The following is a 22,073-nucleotide window of genomic DNA, read 5'->3' as shown; positions in this document are numbered from 1 at the left end:
CAGATCTCGGTCGCGCCCAGGGCCGGATTCTCCGTAACGGGGTCGTCCCAGCGCATCGGCACAGGGGCCCCGTTCCGGTCCAGGGTGCCGAGCAGCATTTGCCGGGGGCCAACGTGCGGCAGCGACGCGGACTTCTGCTCGCTGAGGGAAAGCCGTCGGATGCGGCTTGCCTTGCCCAACGGTTCGAACGGCGGAAGCGACAGCTGGGACGGTGGCACGGTCGTGTCCGGTGAGGTGAGTGCTTCGATGACGAGCTTCATGATTTGTCCGGTGGTGGCGGGGTCCGCCGGGGAGTAGTCCGTACCTGCCTTCCCGCCCTGGAATGCTTTGTCGGGGCCCTCGTTGATCAGATAGAGCTCGGTCCCGACCGGGACGGATGCGAAGTCGACGATCACGTCGACGCGCTCGGCGGGAGCGATGAGCATCTGGTCGCGCTGTACGGGTGTGGGGAGGAAGCCTCCCTCACTTCCGATCTGGCAGAAGGGGAGGGCGGGGGTCGCGGGGCGGTGGGCAAGTGGGTGGGTGACAATCTTGAGGATCAGGTACCGCGAGTTGCATCCGTTGAGAAACCTGAAGCGGTAGCGGCGCGGTTCGACTTGAAGGACTGGCCAGGTGCTCCCGTTGGTCACCATCGTGTTGCCGAAGAACTCGGGGTTCCAGATCGGGGGGATGTCACTGTCCGGGATGTAGGGGCCCCTGAATCCGTCGAAGGCAGTGCGTCCGGCCGGGTAGAACAAGCTGCCGTCGACGTGGAACGAGCGGTCCTGGATGGCGAGAGGGATCTCGTAGTACTTCCGGCCGGGCGGATCACCGGGCCGGGGCGCGGGACCGGGCAATACCCCAACGGGAAGGTCCGCAGGGCCGCCTCGCAGAAGGTAGAACCCTGCCAGTCCGGCGTAGACATTCAACCGCGTGACGCCCAGGGCGTGATCGTGGAACCAGAAGGTCGAGGCCCTCTCCGCGTTGGCGTACTGGAACACGGCGTCCCCCCGGCCCCAGGCGTCACCGAACCGGTCTTCGAACTTTTCCTTGAACTCCTCGTAGAATGAGCCGACTTCAGCGTATCCCGCTGGGAGGTCAAGCGCGCGGGGAAGGTACCAGGCTTCGGTGAAGCCGTCGCTCTCCTCCGAGTTCCGCCCGCCATGCAGGTGCGTCACGATCGGCACTGGGCCCGTATACGGTCCGGGTGTCGAGCGGAATCCGGGACGTGAGTCCCGGGCCGATGTTCCGCCCGGAGGGTTCGCCCAGTGCAGTGTGGGGTCGACCGGCAACAGGTGCGGCAAGTAACGGCCTCTGCGATCAAGCAACTGGTTCTTCCACCTCACCCGCACAGGTGTTCCGGCACGGGCCTCGACGGTGAACGCGGGGTAGTGGAAGCTGCGCGGATGCGGAGTCGATCCGTACCCCCACACGGTTGTCGCCGGTAGGCCGGAGGGCAGCACCTGCTGCTGGAACTGTCGCACACCGATCACGTAATGGTCGATGTGATCAGCGACGCCGCCCCCGGCCTGCGGCATGACGGGCGGGACGACGAGCGGCGTGACGTACTTGTCCACCTTTCCCGGATCCAGAACGCCCTTGCCGCTGGGCTCGAAGAGGCGTGGAGTCGCGGAGGCCGCCGGAAGGAGCGCGAACATTCCGCCGACCGCCGCCTGCACGACACGCCGTCTCGTGACCACGTAGGTCCTCCATCAATTGCGGGCACCATCAGGGGTCGCAGCTTGCAGATCCGCGCGCTGCCGGCAGTGCTCCACGGACGTATCCGGCGACCAGCGCGTGAACACATACGGGATACCGGGCCCGAACCCGCGTGTGCCAGACCCCGGGATGCAGGCCTTGGTGAGCTTCTTCGGTTTCTTCTGTGCGTATTCAAGCCACTCTGGATGCCGGAATCGCGTCACGAGTGAGGCAGCGCACCTCCTATCACCCCATTGCTTCGAAATCGCTGACGGGCAATTAGCAGCCAACCTCCCACCGACGACATCCCAGGACGCTGAAGGAACCGGCGAGCATGACGTAGAGCCGTCGTTCACAGCGGCCGACCGGGGAACAGCGCTGGCCCGGAATCCGGATCGCCCTCCAGCACACGACAGGACCACCGCAGAGGAGTGGCCAGCGGCCGAAGCGCGCACAAGCGTCGGGTCGGCGGGCCCCCCGTTCCGCCGGGCCCAGGTGCCGATGTGGCCCTGACCGGCGGGGCGGGCCAGGGCCAGGCCGCCGTTGACCGCACCGAGGAGGCCAACCAGCGCGGCCAAGGAAGATCCGATACGGCCGACGCTCAGGGTGTAGACGCTTGCGGCGACCGGCTGGGCAGAAGGGTCCGCGGCCGCCGGTACGGCGAGCACGAATCCGCCGACCAGGACGGCGCCGGCCACGGCGAGCACAGTGCGCATTGACATGAGGTGCTCCTTCTCCTCACGGGAACTGGATCACCCGAGCATGTCCGCCTGCTCCACCTCCGGTCGTCCGGCGGACGCGGGCACTTCCCGCTGCCGCGCACGCCGCAGGCGACACGCATATACCGCCTACGTAGTAGCCGATCACTCGTCTGCAAGCGGGACTCGCCCGGGGCCGCATCCGGCTAGGGTGCGCGCATGAGCACAGGATGGTCCGGTGTCCCGGCCGGTGTGAGGGACTGGGCGATCGCCGTCGGCGTGGCGGCGACGCTGCTGGTCACCGGCCTGTCCGAGCGGAACTCCGGTACGGGCCTCGCCCCGCTCGGCTGCACGCTGCTGGCCGCCGGCGGCCTGACGCTCGTCCGGCGCCGCCGGAATCCCGTTCCTGTCCTGGCCGCCACCGGCCTGTGCGCAGTGGGGTACCAGGCGGTCGGCTTCGACGTGCCCGCCGTCGCGTTCCTGTTCGCGGTGTACGCGGCCGTACGGGAGGGACACCGCGGCGTCACCGTGGTGACGAGCGTGGCCGTGCTGGCCACGCTCCCCCTCGCTGCCCTCGCCTCGGGCCTGCACGACACGGGCGAAGCGTTCGCGCAGGCGCGCGGCGCCCTGGAGATCGCCTGGCTGGTCGCGGCCGGGGCCGCGGGTGAGGCGCTGCGGCAGGCTGAGCGGCGGGCGGACGAGGCCGAGCGCACCCGGGAAGAGACAGCGCGGCGCGGCGCCGCGCCGACGAGGAGCGGCTGCACATCGCGAGGGAGTTGCACGATTCACTCACCCATCAGGTCTCGATCATCAAGGTGCAGGCCGAAGTCGCCGTCCACGTGGCCCGCAGGCGCGGCGAACAGGTGCCGGAGGCTCTGCTGGCGATCCAGACGGCCGGGCGTGAGGCGACTCGGGAACTACGCGCGACCCTGGGGGCGCTACGCGACGACCCCGCCGCGTGGGCTCGACGACATCCCGGAACTGGTGGAACGGGCCCGTTCCATCGGCCTGGATACAACGCTGACCAGGGGCGTCCCGGTCCGCCTCCGGCCGATGGCACTGGTCACGAGGGCGGCGGCGTGCCCGGTGCCGTGACCGTGTGGCGGGCCACCAGGGTGGCGAGGGCCGCGCGGGACGGGACGCCCGTCTTGCGGTAGACGCGGGCGATGTGGCTCTCGACCGTGCGTGGACTGAGGCAGAGCCGGGAGGCCACGGCCTGGTTGGTGAGACCCTCTGCGACCAGATCCGCTATTTCCCGTTCCCGCGAGGTCAGTTGGGCCAGCCCGGCGGCCGGTCCGGACGGCTCCGCCGCCCCGTCCGTGTCACCCAGCACCTCCGCGCGCTGCTGGTCGGCCAGGGCGACCAGCAGCGTGGCCCCGCCCTCGGCGGCCTGCCGACGGGCACGGCGCCACATGGCGGCCGCGCCGGCGCCGTCACCGGCGGCCCTGGTGAACGCGGCGCCGAGCAGCAGGCTCTGGGCCTCCCGGAGGGTCGCCCCGGACAGCGCGCTCTCCCGGGCGGCTTCGGCGAACGCCCGTGCCGCCGCGGCCGGGTCCCCCCGATGCGCCCTGACCCGGCCGAAGGCGCGCAGCGCCGCTGCCCGGCGGGTCGGCAGGTCGATCCGTTCGGCCTCCTTCAGGGCGCGCTCGGCCGCGTTCTCGGCCTCCTCCGTCTCACCCACGGCCAAGGCGGCGGCGACGAGCAGTTCCAGGAACTCGGGCAGCAGCGAGGGCTGCAATCGGGACAGGTCTCTGCCGCCGCCCGCGTCCAGCAGGACGTCCCGTGCGCGGTGCGGGTCACCGGCGCCCATCGCGGCGAGGGCGAGCAGGGACCGTGCCAGCGTGGACCACCAGCTCTCGCCCGTGCCCTCCGCCGCTGCCGCCGCCTCCTCCGCGGCGGCCAGGACGTCCGGATCGCCCGGCGGGCGGGCCTGCATGAGGAACAGGGAACGGATCGCGAGGGTGAAGCCGAGCAGTTCGCCGTTGCCCAGGGCACGGGCGATGGTCGCGGCTTCGTCGGCCAGCTCCAGCGCCGTGGTGACCCGGCAGGTCAGGAAGTGGGCGTACGCCTTGCACAGCAGGAGCTGCGACAGCAGGTAGAGTCGGCCGGTCCGCCGGGCGATGTCCACGCCCCGGTCGGTGTGCCGTTCCGCGTCGGCGTACCGGTCGAGCATCACCTCGGCCCAGCCCAGTCTGACCAGGGGCTCGCACAGCCCGGCGAGGTCGCCGTCGGTGAGCGCGTCCGCCAGCCCCGCCGCGGTCCGGGCGAGCAAACGGGCCTCGGCCGTGTCACCCTCGTACGCCTCGCTCATGGCGGCCAGCGTCAGGGCGCCCATCTCGCCGAGTCCGTCACCCAGATCGCGGGCGCCGCGCAGCGCCTGGGCCAGTTCTTCCCGTACGTCGGGGAAGCGGGCGACGAACTGCGCGCGGCAGCACCATTCGATGACGAGACCGATCCGCTGGGACGGTGACGGCCCGGGCCTCCGGTCCAGTTCGCGGCGCAGCAGCGCGTCGGCCTCGGCGTAGCGCCCGAGCTGACGCTCCATGACGGCGCACTGCACGACGGCGGAGGTACGGAGCGCGTCCTCGCTGTCCTCGTTGCCGGCGGGCATGTCGATCACTCGGTGGAAGAGGTCTCTGCTCTCCCACAGCGCCCCGGTCGCGCCAAGTGCCCCGGCGCGCATCAGCATCAACTCACGGCGTTTGTTGAGGTGTTCGGGGGTGTTGGGCAGGGTTGCGAGGACGGCACCGAGCCAGTGGGCCGAGGCGGCCGGGGCCGTCACGGCGGTCTGTTCGGCGGCGCTGGTCAGGATCGCGGCGGCCTCCGGGTCCCAGCCGGTCAGTGAATGCTCGATGTGGTGCGCCCGCTCGGCGAGGGGTGCGCCGGCCTCGGCCAGTTCGGCCGCTGCCCTGTGGTGGAGATCCTGCCGCCGCCAGGGGTCGGTGCTGTCGTGGACCAGCGCCCGGATCAGCGGGTGGCGCAGTGCCAGACGGCGTCCGGTCTGGTCCGTACGGATCAGATCGCGGCGCAGCAGCGCGCGCAGGGCCTCGACGACGTCGGGGACGGGTGAGCCGGTGAGAGCGGCGATGAGGTCGGCCGTGGCGTGGTCGCCGAGTACGGCGGCGGCTTCTACGGTGCCGCGCTCAATTGGGTCCAGAAGGGCGAGTTCGTCGAGCAGCAGTGCTTCCAGGCCCGTGGGCGAACCACCGTCCCGGACCGGGGGCCCAGGCAGCCGGGCGGTGCGATGGGCCGTCAGGAGCGCCAGGAAGTACAGCGGGTTGCCCTCGCTCGCGGCGTACATCTCGGCCGCCCGCTGCTGCGGCAGGTCGCGGGCCAGTTCCTCGACGCAGTCCCGTTCGTCGAGCGGGCCGAGAGAGATCCGCAGCACCGCGCCGGTGTCGGCCCCGCGCGCCAGCGCCGTGGTGAGCGCCGCCGGGGCCTGGCGGTCGCGGCGCGACACGACGAGCAGGAAGGGGGTCTTCACGGGGTGCCGCACGAGGTGGTCGACGAGTTCCAGGGACGCCGGGTCCGCCCAGTGCAGGTCGTCGAGGACCTCGACGAGCCGCGCGCCCCGGATGCGGCGCAGTGCGTCCGCGGTGGCCCGGTAGAGGCCGAAACGGTCCCTTTTCCACGGCTCGCCCGAGGGCTCGGCCCTCCCCCGCAGCACCGGAGGGAGCTCCCGCAGCGACGGGAACACTCTGAGCACCCGCTGGTCGAGGTCGGCGAACGCGTCGGCGAACGGCTGGAACGGGCTGTGCCGTTCGTACTCGGTGGCCCGGCCGCGCAGCACGGTCGCCCCGCGGCGGCGGGCGAGCGTACTGAACTCCGCCAGCAACCGGCTCTTGCCGATACCGGCCTCACCGGTGATGTCGACGAGGGCCGGACCACCGGCTCCCACGTGCTGCAAGGCTGCGTCGAGTCGGCGGAGCTCGGCTGACCTGCTGACGAACGGCACGCTGTTCGTGCGCCTGCCGGGTCCCCTGTACAACTCAACCACCACGATCTCCCTCGGAACGAACGCCGCCACGGCACGCCAGGGCCCCGGTGGCTACGACACGGGGCTGGGCGACTGTCGCTGTCAGGCAGCGTTCTACAGCACGAGTACGACAACGCTGTCCCTTTGTGGCGGGCCCGGCCCGCGCCGGTCAGGGGCGCCACGTGACCGACGTACGGGCAGCGCGTCACACCACTGACCAGTCGCTACGGGACACCCGACGGCTCCGTAGTAGTACCTGACCGTTCCTGATACGAGGCCTGCTGTCGGTGCCCTGGCCTAGCGTGGTCGGCATGCACGAATTCTTCGCCGATGCCGCTGCGCAGGCAGCCGCCCGCCCGCCAGGTCGCCCCCGCCACAGCGGCAGGCGGCATGTGTCATTCAAGGAGCACCAGGTCATCGAAGCCGGTGCGGCGGAGGAACGGTTCGCTCTGTCCGCCGATCTGAAGTGTCCGCACGACGGGTCCGGACTGCCGGTCCGCCTCTACGGCGGAGATCTGCGCATTCGGGGCGACCTGGACTCCGAACGCGCGCCTCCGCACTGGCCGGCCCATGTGACCGTCGACGGGGATCTCGTCATCGACGGCGGCCTCGACTGGAGGGGAGGACGACGGCGGGCAGTACAAGTTCCTGCTGGTGACCGGCGATCTGCGGGCACACTCCGTAGACATCAGCGGCTGTGTCGACGTTGTGGTGCGCGGCGATCTGCAGGTGACCGGCGGTGTCTCCTGCGACAGCCTCGGCGATGACCCCCTCGACGACGGCGCTACCCTGACAACTGGGAACCTGCACGCCCACTTTGTGTCGCTGCACGGCCATGTCGACCTGATGGTGCGCGGCGATCTGCAGGCGGCCGACGGCATCCTGGGCCGTGGCTGGGACGACCGGCGGGCCAGCTCCTCCTTCTGCGGGGAGACGTCGACCGCGACGATGCGCGAGGCGCCGGCGATGCGGGCGGCCTGGAGCGCGGCCAGCCCCACTCCCCCGGCGCCGAACACGGCCACCGTCTCACCCTCGCGCAGCCGTACCGAGTGGTGCACGGCGCCGTATCCGGTGAGGACCGCACAGCCCAGGAGTGCGGCGTCGGTGAGCGGGATGCCATCCGGAACGGGCAGGACGCAGCCTGCGGGGACCACCGTCTCCTCGGCGAACGCGGCGACGTTGAGACCGGGGTGCAGCTCGCCGCCACCGTCCGTACGCCGGGCGTGCACGGCGCCCGCACCGTTCAGGGCGTTGGCGCACAGCCAGACCTCGCCCAGCACACAGGCGTGGCAACTGCCGTAGGAGGGCGCCTAGTTGAGCACGACGCCGTCGCCCGGCGCGACATGGGTGACGCCCTCGCCGACCGCGACGACGGTGCCCGCGCCCTCATGGCCGAGTACGGCGGGGACGGGCACCCGCATGGTGCCGTTGGACAGCGAGAGGTCGGAGTGGCAGACGCCGGCGGCGGCGAGGGCGACCCTCACCCGGCCGGGGCCGGGCTCCGGGAGTTCGATGTCGGTGATCTCCAGGGGAGCTCCGACGGCTGGCAGTACGGCGGCGCGGACCACGAACAGACTCACTGCGGGAACGCGGGGCGGTCAGAACTGGAGGGACTTGGTCTGGAGGTACTCCGCGAGTCCGTGGGATCCGAGTTCGCGGCCGACGCCGGACTGCTTGTATCCGCCGAACGGGGCGAGCGGGTTGAACCGGCCGCCGTTGATGTCGACCTGCCCGGTGTCCATCCGCCGGGCGAACGCCACCGCCTCCGCGTCGTCGCCCGCCCAGACCGCGCCCGCGAGGCCGTACACGGTGCCGTTGGCGATGCGCAGGGCGTCGTCCTCGTCCTCGTAGCGGATGAGCGAGACGACGGGGCCGAAGATCTCCTCCTGGGCGATGGTCATCTCCGGGGTGACATCGGCGAACACGGTGGGGCTGACGAAGTAGCCCTGCTCGCGCGGGGCTTCGGGGCCGCCCGCGACGAGGCGGGCGCCCTCCGCCACACCCTTCTCGATGTAGCCGCGCACCCGCGCGTGCTGCTTGGCGTTGACGAGGGGGCCGATGCGGTCGCCGTACTTGGCGGCCGCCTCCGCGGCGAGCGCGACCGCCTCGTCGTACTGGGAGGTGTGCACGAGCATGCGGGTCCAGGCGCTGCACGTCTGGCCGGAGTTGCCCATGACGTTCGCGACGCCGACGCCGACGGCCTTGGCGAGGTCCGCGCTCGGCAGGATGACGTTGGCGGACTTGCCGCCCAGTTCGAGGGCGACGCGCTTGACGGCCGCGCCGGCCGTGGCGCCGATCCGCTTGCCGACGGCGGTGGAACCGGTGAACGAGACCAGGTCGACGCCGTCGTGCTCGGCCAGGGCCTGTCCGGCGACCGGGCCGAGACCGGTGACGAGGTTGAACACGCCTGCGGGAACGCCCGCTTCATGGACGGCCTCGGCGAAGAGCTGGGCGGTCAGCGGGGTGTCCTCGGCGGGCTTGAGGACGACCGTGCACCCCGCCGCGAGCGCGGCGGCGACCTTGGCCACGATCTGGTGCAGCGGGTAGTTCCACGGGGTGATCGCGCCGACGACGCCGACCGGCTCGGCGTAGACGGTGGAGTTGCCGACCTTCTCCTCGAAGGCGTACGAGGCGGCCAGCTCGGCGTACGAGCCGGCCACCAGGACCGGGACGCCCGCGTGCACCGCCTGCGAGAAGGGCAGCGGCGCGCCGAGCTCGGCGGTGACGGTCCTGGCGATCTCGTCCTTGCGTGCGACGAGTACGTCACGCAGGGCGGCGATGCGCGCGGCACGCTCGGCGGGCGCGGTGGCCGCCCAGGCGGGGAGCGCGGCGCGGGCGGCCCGTACCGCGGCGTCGACGTCCTCCGCCCCGCCGGCCGGGACCTCGGCGATGACCTGTTCGTCCGCCGGGTTCACGACCGCGATCGTGTCCCTTCCCGCGGCGGGCCGCCAGGCCCCGTCGATGTACATGCCGTCGTGGGCCTTCATCGCTGTTCCTCCCGGACACGGTTGCGGACGGGGGCGTCCACAACCCCAAACTAGCGCTGTTAGTTTTCGGGCGCCAGAGACGCCCGTCACGCCGAGGGCTGCCGGCCGAGCTCCGCGTGCTCCGTACCGGGGTTCTCGAACTGGGTGCGGTACAGCTCCTCGTACCGGCCGGCCGCGGCGAGGAGTTCGTCGTGCGTGCCCCGCTCCACGATCCGCCCGTTCTCCACGACCAGGATGAGGTCGGCCGTCCGTACCGTGGAGAGCCGGTGGGCGATCACGACCGCCGTGCGTCCGGCGAGCGCCTCGGTGAGTGCTTCCTGGACGGCCGCCTCGGAGGTGTTGTCGAGGTGGGCGGTGGCCTCGTCGAGGATGACGACGCGCTGGCACACGAAGCATGGAGAACTCCATGATCGGGCGAACCGTGCCTGCCCTGCTACCACCGCTCAACTCGGCACCTACTGGCGGACGCCCTTATCGGCGCCATCACGCTGATCGCGGGCGGAGCGCTTTACGGGGCCCGTCCAGTGGGCACAGACCTCATCGACATCATGCGGGGACAGAGCCGGAAGTGACCCGCCCTCTACCGACGTCAGCCCTGGTCGGCCTTGAGGCGTGTAGAGCGGACGGTGGTGTGCCGTCCGCTGCCGACTTGCTTCGGCGGCCAGCGGCACGCCCAGCAGCTGCACACCGTCGGCGTTGGGCGGGGCCGATTGCTGCTGACGGGTGGTGATGTTCTCGCCAAGCCGGCCGGGCACCGCGTGGAAACCCGCTCCGCCCCTCCCCACGCACGGCACGGCACCCGCGTTCAATCGCGGGTCAGTGGCCCTGCTGGGCGATCGCGCGCAGGAAAGCGATGGTCTCCAGCTCGCCGCTGGTGGCTTCGTCCAGGGACGTCCCGTACTCGCGGCTGGCGGAGAGCTTCACGATGGTGGTCCGGCTGACCGGATCGACGTAGATGAACTGGTTGTAGACGCCGACCGCGCTGAACTCGCCACGGTCTCCCGCCATGAGCCACCACTGGTAGCCGTAGCCGACCCCATCGGCTTGCTGGCCGCCGACAAGGGGGCGGCCGGGTCGAAGATGCGGCGCGGTCACGGTGATCGAGTCGCGCACCCACTGCGCGGGCACGATCTGCCGGCCCTGCCACACGCCCTCGTTGCGGTACAGCTCGCCGAGCCTGGCGAAGTCGCGGGCGGTCAGGTTGAGCCCCGCGAAGGTGACTTCCCTCCCGGCAGGGTCCACCAGCCAGTAACCTGCCGATGTCATGCCGAGCGGCTCGCACAGCTTCTCGCTCATGTAGTCGGCGACCGAGCGGTTGGTGGCCCGGGCCAGCAAGGCGCCAAGTATCTGCGTCTCACCGGAGTTGTAGCGACAGACGGTGCCAGGCCCGCTCTCGCGCACCATGCGGGCGACGAAGTCGTCGAGCGTGCCGCCGATGCCCGCCGTCGCGGCGTTGAGCTGGAAGATGTCGGAGGCCGGGTCGTTGTAGTCCTCGTTCCACCGGGCACCGGAGGACATCTGGAGCACGTCCTTGATGGACACACCGTCGTACGCGGAACCGGGCTGCACCGGCACGTAGGAGCTGATGGGCTCGTCGATGCTCGTGATGTGCCCCTCTTCGACCGCTATACCGACGAGCGCGGAGACGAAGCTCTTGGCGACCGACGCGGACAACCACTGCACGTCCGGGCCACCGGTCAGGAAGTAGCTCTCGTGCCTGATGACCCCGTCGACGAGCACGAGCAGTGCTGCCGTGTCGGTGCCGGCCAGGAACTCCTTGGTCGGCCGTGAGGCGCCGTCGAAGTCATAGGTCTCCGGCAAGGGGGTCATCTCACCGCGCGGCCAGGGGTAAGGCTTCGCGGAGGGGGCCATCTCGCGGGTGTCGAGGAGGTCCTTCATCCGGCAGAAGTGCTCGTGCTGCGGTGCACCGGTGAAGAGGCCGAGGTCGGCCAAGGTCATGCGCTTCTGAACAGTCATTGCCGTCCTTCGAGTGGAACGAGGGATCCGTAGGAGCAGGGGGAGCGGGCGGGCCGACACCACTGCTGGGGTGGGTGCCGTCCTGGGGGCCAGAGGGCCCCGGCTGCGATACCGAGAAAGTAGCAGTACCACTCGGTTAGGGCAACCGAGTGGTACTGTTAAATTCCCATTGACACAGAGCAGAGGAAGGCAGCGATGAGCTCTTCCCGCGTCGACGGGCGCGCCCTCCGGTTCCAGCACCGGAGGCCGGAGTTGCTGGCTGCGGCGACCGAGTACATCCTTGAACACGGCATCAGCGGCCTGTCCCTGCGTCCCGTGGGGCAGGCGCTCGGTGTCACCCACGCGACACTGCTACGACACTTCTCCTCGAAGGACGAACTGCTCCTGGCCGTCGCGGAGAAGGTCCGCACGGATCTGGCCGCATGGCTGATGTCGGACGTGGAGCTCCGTGAGGCATACTCGACGGCCGAACTCGTCAGGGCGCTATGGCGTCGGCTGTGCGAACCGCAGGAGCAGCGCCAGTTCCTCCTGCTTTTCGAATTCGTCGGCCATCACGGGGAGAAGTCCGGAGAAGACGAGAAACTCTCCCGGTCGATCGTCCACGACTGGATTGAGATCATCGCCAACAGGCTTGCTGCGGACGGCTGGCCGCCCGAGGACGCCTCCGCATTGTCCACCCTTGTCCTGGCGCAGGTGCGAGGCCTGCAGCTCGATCTCCTCGTCTCCGGGGACCGCGCACGAGCGGACCGCGCCATCGACTTCGCCGTACGCCTCCTCGACCGCTCCACCCGGGCCGGCAGTGCAGACGATCACGGGTAGACCGCCACGACGGTGTTGTACGGCACCCAGTCGCTGTTGCCCTCCGGCTTTAGATGACCCGCGACATGCAGACCGCCCTCGTACAAGCGGATCTCCTGCTCGTCGGCGAAGTCCACGTACGGGTAGCCGACATCGGCGGAGACCCTGAACCGCTCCTCCGCCTCCTGGGCACTGATGAGGCGGTACCCCACCGGTGAGTGCACCGTTGTGAGGGCGGGGGGTACTGACGGGCCGCTCCGGGATTCGTCATCGGCCATCTGTGGCTGCTCCGTGGGGTGAAGTGCCCGGTAAGGCGGATTCGGTAGGGGAAGTGCGAGGCGCGGTCGGCTGGGGCGGGCTGCCAGGCCGACGGGTACATGCGCTCAGTGGGCCTCGGCCTGCGCGTCCGTGCGGAAGACCGGCAGACCCTCGCGGAGCCGGGCGAACAGCAGACCCCGGTCCATCATTTCCTTGCCCTCGTCCTCGTCCTCGTCAACGGCGAAGACCTCGTCCACCAGCAGCTCGCGCAACTGCTCCTGGACGCCGTCGCCGTGCCCCTGCTGGAAGTCGTCCAGGTCGAAGTGGAGATCCGCTTCCACCGAGGCGATCGTCGCGTGCTCGTCCTCGATGACCAGGCGGGCGCGGATGGTGCCCGCCTGGAGCGTGTTGTCGTTGTAGTAGCCGTAGACGACGTCGGCCTCGATGTCTCCGTCGACGGACATCTCGCCGTCGGTGAACACCCCTCGGGCCGTCACCCCGCCGCGGATGGCCACCACCGAATCGGGGCCGCGGTCCGCCAGCACGCCTTCGACCGCCAGGGAGCCGGTGACCACGAAGGGGGCCACCACATCCAGGTCGCCCTTCACCGCCAGGTCGCCGTGATGAAAGAACGGCGTGTCCACCCGCTGGTCGCCGACCAGGGTGCGCGTCGCGCCTGTCCCGCCGAGCGCCCTGGCGCACAACTCGGGAAGAAGCGGCAGATGGTCGGGATGGCAGCCGTCGCCCAGTCCGGCGACGAAGTCCTGGTAGCTGTCGAAGTCCGGCTCCACCAGCGTGGTGAGCCAGCCGCTGTCGTCCGGGATCCCGGCGGCCTCACACACCTCGGCCTGCTCCGTCCGCATCACCCCGGCCGCTTGCCGCAGCGCGTCCGTGTCGATGGGCAGCGGCCCGCTCTCCGCCACGGGATACCGCACATGCGCCGGGGCACCCGCAGCCTGAAGCAGGGACACGATCTCCGACCGTGCCTGCCGCTGCTCCATGCTGTACTCCGGCAGACGCAACGCGATCCCCAGCGGAGTCCGGCCGAGGCCGTTGACCGCGGCGTTGTCGGCACCGCGCTCCAGCAGCAGCTTCACCAGCCCCGGTCGCGCCGAACTGACGGTCGCGTGCAGCGGAGTGTCTCCGCGATCGTCGACCGCGTCCGTCGGTGCGCCGTGGTCGAGCAGGAACGCGTAGAGCGGCGCGGCCACGCAGCTGTGGTGGGCGAACGACCCGCCGGTGGTGAAACTGCTCGGGCCGTCCAGCCGGGCGCCGTGCTCGACGAGCAGCGTCAGTATGTCCACCGAACGCCGCACCACGGCCGCCGGATCGGAGTCGCTGAACGCCACGGCCCACCCGGCGGGCGGGACGCTGTTCTTGTCGACGGCGTGCACATCGGCGCCGCACTCCAGCAGCGCCCGTACGACCTCCGGGCACGGCAGCGGGCCGTCGCTGTTGTACGGGGCCTTCACCGCCCGGTGCAGCGCGGTGGCGCCGTCCTCGTCGCGCGCCGAGACATCCGCCCCGTCCGCGATCAGGGAACGGACCAGGGTGGCCTGCTCCAGGGCGTCGCCGCCATGGGCAGGGGTGACAGCAGCAAGAAGGGATTCACTCACAGTGAGGACCATAGGACGTGCCTCTGACAGTGGGCCGGGCCTGCCGGCCGACCGGCCTTTCATCACGTAGGGCACATCAAAGTCGGCCGTAGGCCGCGATCAGGCCGGTTCCGCGAGTTTCCGTAGCCGATTGGGTAGTTCTACTGATGCCCTCGCCGGACGAAGTAAGGGAATCCCCACGTACTCGGCCCCATGGGCCGAGGTCGGGACCGGGGCCGGTCCGGGGCCTTGTCGTGGTACCAGACGTGGACGCGGTCGTCGCCCTCGTGCTGGAGCGAGAGCAGAGCGAAGTCGGCGTACCCGTCATGGCCCATGCCCGGCATCATCCTCATCAGATCCGCTCCGCCCTCGTTCTCCTCGTGCCAGCCGTCGTGCAGCCAGCGGGTGTAGACGGCGTGCGCCCCCGGAATGTCCGCGGGATGGATGAAGTTCTGCGTTGTCGGCTCCAGCGCGTCACTGGGCAGCGCTTCCATCGGCTGGAGCAGCGTTCCGGTGCCGATCACGCGCAGAAAGGCCCGGTAGTCGGCCGGGAGCGGCCCGAACCGCGCTTCGAGGACGGCGATGTCGTCCTCGCCGACCGGGCTGAGGTCGCCGGTCGGATCCAGCCAGCCCTCCTCGGCCGGTATGCGGGGCTCCGACGCCCCGGACGGCGAGGGCTCCGGGTGGGGCGCCTGCCGGAAGTAGTCCTCGATCAGCGGGGCGAGCCTGCGGTTGCCCCGCCAGGCCGCCAGCCGCTCCCCCGCGTCCCGCGTGCGGATCACGGCGAGATGGCGGGCGAACACCAGCCGCTCGTTGTTGCCGCGGGCATGGCCCATCGCCGCGTCCAGAACGGGAGCGGCGCCCGCCCCTTCCCGCGCCAGCAGGGTCAGCAGGGTCGCCTCGTCCAGACGGCTGCCATTCGACGAGCCGCTCGCCCCAGTCGACACCGGCAGTGGTGACCAACATCCGCACCACCTCGTCACCGCCACCGCCCTGGGCGAGGCAGTCCTCGGCCGCCCGGTCGGCCCACTCCCGCTCGTCGGGGAACACGAAGGACAGCGCCGCCTTCACCGGCACCGGCGCCGCGTCGAACGCGGCCTCCGCGACCGCGCGCGCCGCACGGTGGTCCGCCTCGTCGGCCACCGCGAGCACGCCCCGCAGCAGCCGCCGGCTCGAGGCGCACTCGGCCACCTGGAACGAGGCATGTGCGGTGGTCTCGATGAGCCAGGTCCCGCTCCACTCCCACCGTGGGTCGTAGTGGACCTTGTGCCGGTTGTGGGCCAGCTCGTGCAGCCGCAGCATCGCGCGCAGCGTCCATACGACACCCTCGGCCGCCAGCCAGAACGGCACCGCGTCCCCCGAGGGCTGCAACTCCAGCTCCGCCATGGCCACTTCCACGTCCAGGTCGAGCACGTCCGGACGCTCACCGCTGCGGTACAGCGCCGCCGCGCGCAGCCCGAGTGCGGCCATCGAAGGCGCCGCGTGCCGCGCCCCCTTCTCCACCTGGTGGACCGCGTACTCCCAGCCTCTGCCCTCGTCGTGACGGCTCTTGTCACGCGCCTCGGCGAAGCAGCGCGCGGCGTCGAACGGCGCCGCCGCCAGCCAGCACGGCCCTCGCTCGAGCCCTTCGGTCAGATGGTCCGGACTTGACCCGCGCCCGCGTGGAATACACCTTGCCGCGCTGCTCCTCGGTCCACACCACGTCACCATTCATGAGTACCTCCCACGATCGAACCGGCATCTGCGCAACAGCCGGCAGCCCGGTCCGGCACCACGGCGGTTCCCGCATCGCATTCCGCTCGCCGTGCACGGGAACCAGTCGGTCTTTCGGGGGCTGGTGCCCAGGTAAGGGCTCGTAAAGAATCAACACGTTGCTTCACGGTCTCCCTGTCGTTGGTGTGGTATGCGCATACCGAGTGAGGTTCGTGACCAACTTGCCCTGAGATTCGGAGTGTTGTTCCCTCATCTGAATGAGCGGCAGCAGCGGCTGATGCTGGCCGCCGAGGCCCGGCTGCTGGGGCACGGGGGGTCCGGGCCGTCGCGCGTGCCGCAGGGGTGAGCGAGACGACGGTGCGGAAGGGTGTCTTCGAGTTGGAGGGCGGTGAGGACCCACTGCCCGATGGCCGGGTCCGCCGGGACGGCGGCGGTCGCAAGAGCGCCGAGAAGCTTGACCGGCTGCTCGTTCCGGCGTTGCTGGCGCTGGTCGAGCCGGATGAGCGGGGCGATCCGATGTCGCCGCTGCGGTGGACGACCAAGTCGCTGCGGTCTCTGGCCGGGGAGCTGACGCGGCAGGGCCATGCCGCGTCAGCGCCGACCGTGGGCAGGCTGCTGCGGGAGAACGGTTTCAGTCTGCAGGCCAACGCGAAGACCCTTGAGGGCGCTCAGCACTCCGACCGGGACGCGCAGTTCCGGTACATCAACGACCAGGCCAAGGACCATCAGGCGGGGGGCGAGCCGGTGGTCAGTGTGGACACGAAAAAGAAGGAGGTCGTCGGCCAGTTCAAGAACGCGGGCCTCGAATGGCGGCCCAAAGGCCGGCCGGGGCAGGTCAGCACCCATGATTTCCCCGACCAGGAGCTCGGCCGGGCCGCCCCCTACGGGATCTACGACATCACCGCGAACACCGGCTGGGTCAGCGTCGGATGCGACCATGACACTGCAGCCTTCGCGGTCGAGTCGATCCGCCGCTGGTGGAACGGGCAAGGACGCCTCGACTACCCCGGCGCCACCCGGCTGCTGATCACCGCCGACGCGGGCGGCTCCAACGGCTACCGCACCCGGGCCTGGAAGACTCAACTGGCTGCCTTCGCCGCCGAGACCGGCCTGGCCGTCACCGTCTGTCACATGCCTCCGGGCACATCGAAATGGAACCGGATCGAGCACCGACTGTTCTCCGCGATCACGATGAACTGGCGCGGCCGCCCGCTGACCAGCTACGAGGTCATCGTGGAGAGCATCGCCGCGACCACCACACGCACCGGGCTCACCGTCCACGCCGAACTGGACCCCGGCCGCTACCCCACCGGTGTGAAGGTCAGCGACGCCGAGATGAACGCGGTGCCCCTGACCGGCCACGCCTTCCACGGGGAGTGGAACTACACCGTGGTGCGCCACGAGGCGCCACTTGATACCGGGTAGGGGTGAAAGACCCCTACCGCCGGCCTGTCGCAGCAGGCTGGTGAAGCTGAGGGCAGCCGATGCGTGGAGATGCACGCGGAGGTGAGAGCAGCCCTGACAACGACGGGACGCGTCGGCACTTCCAGACGACGCGGGTCCGGCAAGCAAGACGAGACGCCGTACGAGAGGAACCAGTGTCTGACGCCCCGTAAGAGTTCCTCCGGCTCCAATCTGGAGGATATGGGCCGGGTGCAGCGCACGCCACCTCCGGGTGGCGACTCCGAAGCCGAATTTAGGGTGTCGGTGGGGAGGCCACGTTGAAAGCCTGCGGCGTAGGCGTGGCGATGCTGTCGGGGTAGAGCTGGGCGGCTCGCTCGTCGACCGGTTGGTGGTGAACGTGGGAAGCGTTCTGATGTCGCCCTTCCCGTCTGGCAGCCAGTCAGGCGGAGGGCAAGGCCCGTCGTCGGCTGACGACGTCAGAACGTGGCGGAGGCCCCGTAGTAGTCCGAGCGCGTTAATGGCGCGCACATGGCGAAGGGGGCCAGCAAATCAGCAGTCGAGGAACTGGAATACCGGGAGGTCATCGGTGAATACCGACGAACTGGAGCACGCCACGTATGAGGCGGAGCGCCGGGTACTGGAGATCCAGGCCAAGCTGCACCGTTGGGCCCGTGATGATCCTCATCGCAGGTTCGATGACCTCTTCAACCTCTGTGCCGATCCCGCGTTCTTGCTTGTCGCGTGGGATCGGGTGCGGGGTAACAAGGGTGCCAAGACCGCCGGGGTGGACGGCCGCACGGCGGCGTCCATCGCGGCGAGGACGGGCGTTGAGGAGTTCCTCGACGCACTACGAGGCTCGATCAAGGACCGTAGTTTCCGTCCGCTGCCGGTGCGGGAGCGGATGATCCCCAAGACGGGCGGCAAGTTGCGTCGCCTGGGGATCGCGACGATCACCGACCGGGTGGTGCAGGCGTCCTTGAAGCTGGTGCTGGAGCCGATTTTCGAGGCGGAATTCCTCCCGTGCTCCTACGGGTTCCGTCCGAACCGCCGGGCTCACGACGCGGTGGCCGAGGTCCGCCACTTCACGTCCCACGGGTATGAGTGGATCGTGGAGGGTGACATCAAAGCCTGCTTCGACGAGATTTCGCATCCGGCCCTGCTGGACCGGGTGCGGCTTCGGATCGGGGACAAACGCGTTCTTGACCTGGTGAAGGCGTTCCTCAAGGCGGGCATCCTCGGTGAGGATCGCGTGCTGCGGGAAACCAGCGCCGGAACCCCACAGGGTTCGATCTTGTCGCCGTTGCTCAGCAACGTGGCCCTCTCCGTCCTGGACGAGTACGTCGCCCAGGGTCCGGGAGGACCCGGAAGCAGCAAGCTCGGGCGGGAACAGCGTCGCCGTCAAGGTCTTCCCAACTACCGTTTGTCGCGGTACGCGGACGACTGGTGTCTGATGGTCCACGGCACCGAAGGCGACGCCGAAGCCCTGCGCGATGAGATCGCTGGGGTCTTGTCCACGATGGGCCTGCGCCTGTCCCCGGAGAAGACCCTGATCACCCGCATCGATGAGGGACTGGACTTCCTCGGGTGGCACATCCAGCGCCACCGCAAACGAGGAACCAGCCGGTACTACGTCTACACCTACCCCGCACGCAAAGCCCTCGCGGCTGTGATGGCCAAGGTCAAGACGGCGTGCCGGAGGATGGCCACGAACCAGCCACTTGACACCCTGCTCATCCATCTCAACCGGATGCTGCCGGGCTGGTGCGCCTACTTCCAACCCGGCGTGTCCAGCGCGACATTCCAATACCTGAGCTCGTACACATGGAGCCAGGTCATGAAATGGCTGCGCCGCAAACACCGCCGGATCACCTGGAAGGACCTCCGCCGCCGCTACTGCGGGGGTGGTTGGTGGCCGGTCGGGGAGGAACGGACGCTGTTCGATCCCGGAAAGGTGCGCACCACGCGCTACCGCTACCGGGGCGCGACCATCCCTTCCCCCTGGCCGACCACGGCATGAGGATCATCGACAGCAAGGCGGGACTTGTGGAGCGCCCGGTGCCATGAGAGTGGCACGCCGGGTGCGGGAAGCGGCCCGAAGAAACGGCTCGATCGAAAGACGAGACCGCGCTTCGGGCCGACTTCACCACCCCCAGCCCACCGAGCCGGCGAACCCCGGTGCACCGGCCGTCGGCATCGACCGTCAGACCCTGGAGCACCCCGCCCTGACCGGCATGACCAGCACTGAACTGGCCGAACTGACCGCGGCCCTCACCACTCCCTGGCAGACACTGCATGCACAGGACCGCACCACCCGACGCGACGGCGGCACCCGGCGCCGGGCCCCGGGCGGCGGCCGCAAAGCCAAACTCGACCTGGCCGACCGCGTCCTGGCCACCGCGCTGCACCAGCACCTCGCCCTGCCGCCCGCCGTGCTCGCCCGCCTGTTCACCGTCAGCAAGGACACCATCCGCGATGCCACCGGCGAGATCAGACAGCTGATGGACCAGTACGGGCACACCCCCGGCACCGCAGCGGCACACCTGAGCACCCTCACCGGCCTCCTCGTCTACGCCACCGCACACGGCGCCACCCTCACACCACAGGCAAAACCCACACCTTGATTCTTTACGGGCCCTAACGACCTGGGGAGCAATAGGGCTCGACGTCGCGGCTGCCGTGCTGGACGACGTTCCTTCTGCTGAGCCCTATTGCTTCTTGGGTCGCGACTTCGAGGCCGCCCAGATCAGCTGCAGCTGCCCGATCTCAGCGACGTTCTTCATCAGCTCGGCGTTCAGCCAGGCGATCATGTGTCCGATGGTGTTGTCCGGAGGAGTCTGCCACGGCAGCGTGGAGGCGGCGTCCAGATCGGCGTCGGTGAGCTTGTCGAGGACCGCTAGCCACTGGGTACGCAGATCCTGTAGCCAGGCGACGGTCGCCGGTCCGTTGCCGGGCCAGGTGATGTCGGTACGCTCCCGGGGCGTACGTCCCTGCGCGTGATCGATGGCAGTGCTCCACCACCAGCCGATGTGCCAGCTCACCCAGCCGATGGTGGGAACAGGAACGGGGTCGGGCTCGGTGTTGGCCCAGTCCGGCAACCAGTTCCCGGCGGCGTCCGGGCGCACTGTCCAGGTCAGGTCAGTGGGCTCCCACAGAAAGGCCTCGGGTGCGAGCCGCTCCAGGTGGTACTCGAACAGTGACCAGGTCATGTCGAACTGCCAGCGCAGCAACTCACGGCGGGGATTCCTCATCGTTCGATCCTCGCATGGTGCCCTGGAGGGCAGCCGTCACGTCGCCCGGTGTGAATCCGCGCGAGCGTCGCGGGCGAATGCGAGCGGGTCAGATCAGGCCGTGACAGAGGAAGGGCCGTACGGGTTAGGTGAGTTGTGAAGCTGACCTGGGCCCGTACAGCCTGCTCCCATCCTGCCCTGTCCGGGGTCTCCCGCGCACATTTCGGCGATTTGCTCCAAGACCTCGCGCCCAGGTGGACGACGGTCCGCGAGTCCGCGTTGCACGAGCGGCGCGGGGGTGCCCGGAGCCGGGCGGCTGGGGCGGGCCGTAAGCAGAAGCTGGTCTTCCCCGACCGGCTGCTGGCCACCCTCGTCCACCTGCGGCTCGGGCTTCCGCATGCCGCCCTGGCCGAGCTGTTCGATGTCGATCGCTCCACCATCTCCACTGCGATCCGCGAGGTCCGGCCGCTGCTCGCGGCCCGTGGCTTCGCCGTCCCCGACCGGCCCGGCCTGCGCCTGCGGACCTTGGAGGATGTCTTCGCCTACGCCGAAGCCGAAGGCGTCGACCTCCGCATCGATGGCACGGAAGTCCAGGTCAGACGTCCCAAGGCCGGGCGCGCCGGACGTAAGGCGTTCGTCTCCGGCAAGAAGAAGCAGAACACCATCAAGACGACTACGTTCAGCGATCACCAAGGCCGTACCCTGTTCTCCGGCGTGACGCGGCCCGGCCGCGTGCACGACCAGACCGCCGTGCGCACCGAGGGCATCGCCGAGCAATTCCGCCTCCGCCCAAATGTGAAAGTCGAGGTGGACGAGGGCTACCGCGGCTTGGCCAACGAATTCCCACACCAGGTCAGTGCTCCGCCGAGGAAGCCGAAGGACGATGTGTGTGACGGCGAGAGGCGGGCCTGGCGCGAACAGCGACGCCGGCAGTCCTCGGCTCGGATCTGTGTGGAGCACACCAATGCCGAGTACAAGCAGTGGCGCCCGCTCCAGCGCTACACCGGACGGCGTGAGGACTACGACGAGACCCACCGCGCCATCGCCGGTCTGGTCTCCGACCGCTCCGCCCGCAGGGCAACCCGCCGCAGGACGAGTACCGAGCTGGTGCCCGTCCGCACGACGACCTGCTGATCACCCGACAGCCAAACCCCACGTCGGCGGATCGAGGCTTAGGAACAGTTGGGTCTGCTGCACGTTGAGGTGACACCTAGCCTGGCTTGCCCGTAGGGCGGCCTGGAAGGATGTTGCTGTGCCTGTTCCCTATCCCGAAGAGTTCCGTGACGATGTCGTGCGCGTGGCGCGCAACCGCGAGAAGGGCGTCACCCTTGCGCAGATCGCGAAGGATTTCGGCGTCCATGAGATGACGCTGTCGAAGTGGCTGCGCCAGGCCGCTGTGGACGACGGCGAGAAGCCCGCCGTCGCCAGGTCCGAGTCGGCGGAGAACCGGGAGCTGAAGAAGCGGATCCGGCTGCTGGAGCAGGAGAACGAGGTCCTGCGCCGCGCGGCGGCCTACCTGTCGCAGGCGAACCTGCCGGGAAAAGGCTCTACCCGCTCGTGAGAGAGCTCGCCGCCGACAAGATCCCTGTCGCGGTTGCGTGCCGGGTCCTGGGGCTTGCCCGCCAGCACTACTACCGGTGGATTCGTCGGCCGGTGACCGAGGCCGAGATCACCGAGGCATACCGTGCGAACACGCTGTTCGACGCCCACTGCGACAGGCTCCGGGGTGATCGTCTCTCTGCGGGCCGCCGGGGTGTGCTGGC

The 22,073-nt window shown here is 69.7% G+C and carries 12 protein-coding genes and 6 pseudogenes; 8 read left to right on the top strand and 10 right to left on the bottom strand.

The window, feature by feature from the left end; genetic code table 11:
- The coding region (locus OG611_RS28165; RefSeq protein WP_266425377.1) for a hypothetical protein at positions 1–1,679 on the bottom strand (1,679 nt) is incomplete at its 3' end.
- Positions 1,680–2,594: 915 nt separating this feature from the next.
- On the opposite strand from OG611_RS28165, the pseudogene OG611_RS28160 reads away from it, so the two are divergent.
- Positions 2,595–3,401, top strand: a pseudogene (locus tag OG611_RS28160) (sensor histidine kinase); the annotation flags it as partial.
- 37 nt (positions 3,402–3,438) lie between these two features.
- On the opposite strand, the gene OG611_RS28155 reads toward OG611_RS28160, so the two are convergent.
- The 5 genes and pseudogenes from OG611_RS28155 to OG611_RS28135 all read right to left on the bottom strand — a co-directional run bounded on the left by OG611_RS28155 (position 3,439) and on the right by OG611_RS28135 (position 11,315).
- Positions 3,439–6,273, bottom strand: a complete 2,835-nt coding sequence (locus tag OG611_RS28155; RefSeq protein ID WP_266426292.1) for a helix-turn-helix transcriptional regulator — start codon at positions 6,271–6,273, stop codon at positions 3,439–3,441.
- A gap of 983 nt (positions 6,274–7,256) precedes the next feature.
- Positions 7,257–7,919: pseudogene (locus OG611_RS28150) on the bottom strand (alcohol dehydrogenase catalytic domain-containing protein); the annotation flags it as partial.
- 30 nt (positions 7,920–7,949) lie between these two features.
- On the bottom strand, positions 7,950–9,338 hold the full coding sequence (locus tag OG611_RS28145; protein WP_266425374.1) for an aldehyde dehydrogenase family protein: 1,389 nt from the start codon (positions 9,336–9,338) through the stop codon (positions 7,950–7,952).
- 86 nt (positions 9,339–9,424) lie between these two features.
- Positions 9,425–9,721: pseudogene (locus OG611_RS28140) on the bottom strand (ABC transporter ATP-binding protein); the annotation flags it as partial.
- 433 nt (positions 9,722–10,154) lie between these two features.
- A complete protein-coding gene (locus OG611_RS28135) occupies positions 10,155–11,315 on the bottom strand; it encodes a serine hydrolase (protein ID WP_266425371.1) in 1,161 nt (386 codons plus the stop codon).
- A gap of 195 nt (positions 11,316–11,510) precedes the next feature.
- On the opposite strand from OG611_RS28135, the gene OG611_RS28130 reads away from it, so the two are divergent.
- The gene (locus tag OG611_RS28130; protein ID WP_266425368.1) at positions 11,511–12,134 is read left to right on the top strand and encodes a TetR/AcrR family transcriptional regulator; all 624 of its coding nucleotides are present in this window, start codon (positions 11,511–11,513) and stop codon (positions 12,132–12,134) included.
- Here the strand turns inward: OG611_RS28130 and OG611_RS28125 are convergent.
- From OG611_RS28125 to OG611_RS28115, 3 genes are all read right to left on the bottom strand, one after another.
- A complete protein-coding gene (locus OG611_RS28125; protein ID WP_266425365.1) occupies positions 12,125–12,391 on the bottom strand; it encodes a hypothetical protein in 267 nt (88 codons plus the stop codon). The two genes, OG611_RS28130 and OG611_RS28125, sit on opposite strands and share 10 nt — an antisense overlap.
- A 105-nt stretch (positions 12,392–12,496) precedes the next feature.
- Positions 12,497–13,987, bottom strand: coding sequence for an ankyrin repeat domain-containing protein (locus OG611_RS28120; RefSeq protein WP_266425363.1), 1,491 nt, complete (start codon positions 13,985–13,987; stop codon positions 12,497–12,499).
- Positions 13,988–14,127: 140 nt separating this feature from the next.
- A complete protein-coding gene (locus tag OG611_RS28115; RefSeq protein WP_266425360.1) occupies positions 14,128–14,913 on the bottom strand; it encodes an SMI1/KNR4 family protein in 786 nt (261 codons plus the stop codon).
- Positions 14,914–14,921: 8 nt separating this feature from the next.
- On the opposite strand from OG611_RS28115, the gene OG611_RS28110 reads away from it, so the two are divergent.
- The 4 genes and pseudogenes from OG611_RS28110 to OG611_RS28095 all read left to right on the top strand — a co-directional run.
- Positions 14,922–15,224, top strand: a complete 303-nt coding sequence (locus OG611_RS28110; RefSeq protein ID WP_266425357.1) for a hypothetical protein — start codon at positions 14,922–14,924, stop codon at positions 15,222–15,224.
- A gap of 645 nt (positions 15,225–15,869) precedes the next feature.
- Positions 15,870–17,071, top strand: a pseudogene (locus tag OG611_RS28105) (ISAzo13 family transposase); the annotation flags it as partial.
- Positions 17,072–17,669: 598 nt separating this feature from the next.
- On the top strand, positions 17,670–19,100 hold the full coding sequence (gene ltrA, locus OG611_RS28100) for a group II intron reverse transcriptase/maturase (protein ID WP_266425354.1): 1,431 nt from the start codon (positions 17,670–17,672) through the stop codon (positions 19,098–19,100).
- Between the two features lie 127 nt (positions 19,101–19,227).
- Positions 19,228–19,704, top strand: a pseudogene (locus OG611_RS28095) (ISAzo13 family transposase); the annotation flags it as partial.
- Between the two features lie 84 nt (positions 19,705–19,788).
- Here the strand turns inward: OG611_RS28095 and OG611_RS28090 are convergent.
- On the bottom strand, positions 19,789–20,331 hold the full coding sequence (locus OG611_RS28090) for a DinB family protein (protein ID WP_189282079.1): 543 nt from the start codon (positions 20,329–20,331) through the stop codon (positions 19,789–19,791).
- 210 nt (positions 20,332–20,541) lie between these two features.
- Between OG611_RS28090 and OG611_RS28085 the strand changes: the two genes are divergently transcribed.
- Positions 20,542–21,444, top strand: a complete 903-nt coding sequence (locus OG611_RS28085; protein ID WP_266425350.1) for a transposase — start codon at positions 20,542–20,544, stop codon at positions 21,442–21,444.
- 118 nt (positions 21,445–21,562) lie between these two features.
- Positions 21,563–21,993, top strand: a pseudogene (locus tag OG611_RS28080) (transposase); the annotation flags it as partial.
- Between the last annotated feature and the right edge of the window lie 80 nt (positions 21,994–22,073).

This window comes from Streptomyces sp. NBC_01363 (genome assembly GCF_026340595.1).
Taxonomy (GTDB): Bacteria; Actinomycetota; Actinomycetes; order Streptomycetales; family Streptomycetaceae; genus Streptomyces.
Note: the sequence above shows the minus strand (reverse complement) of the source record. Positions and strands in the feature narration are given on the sequence as shown.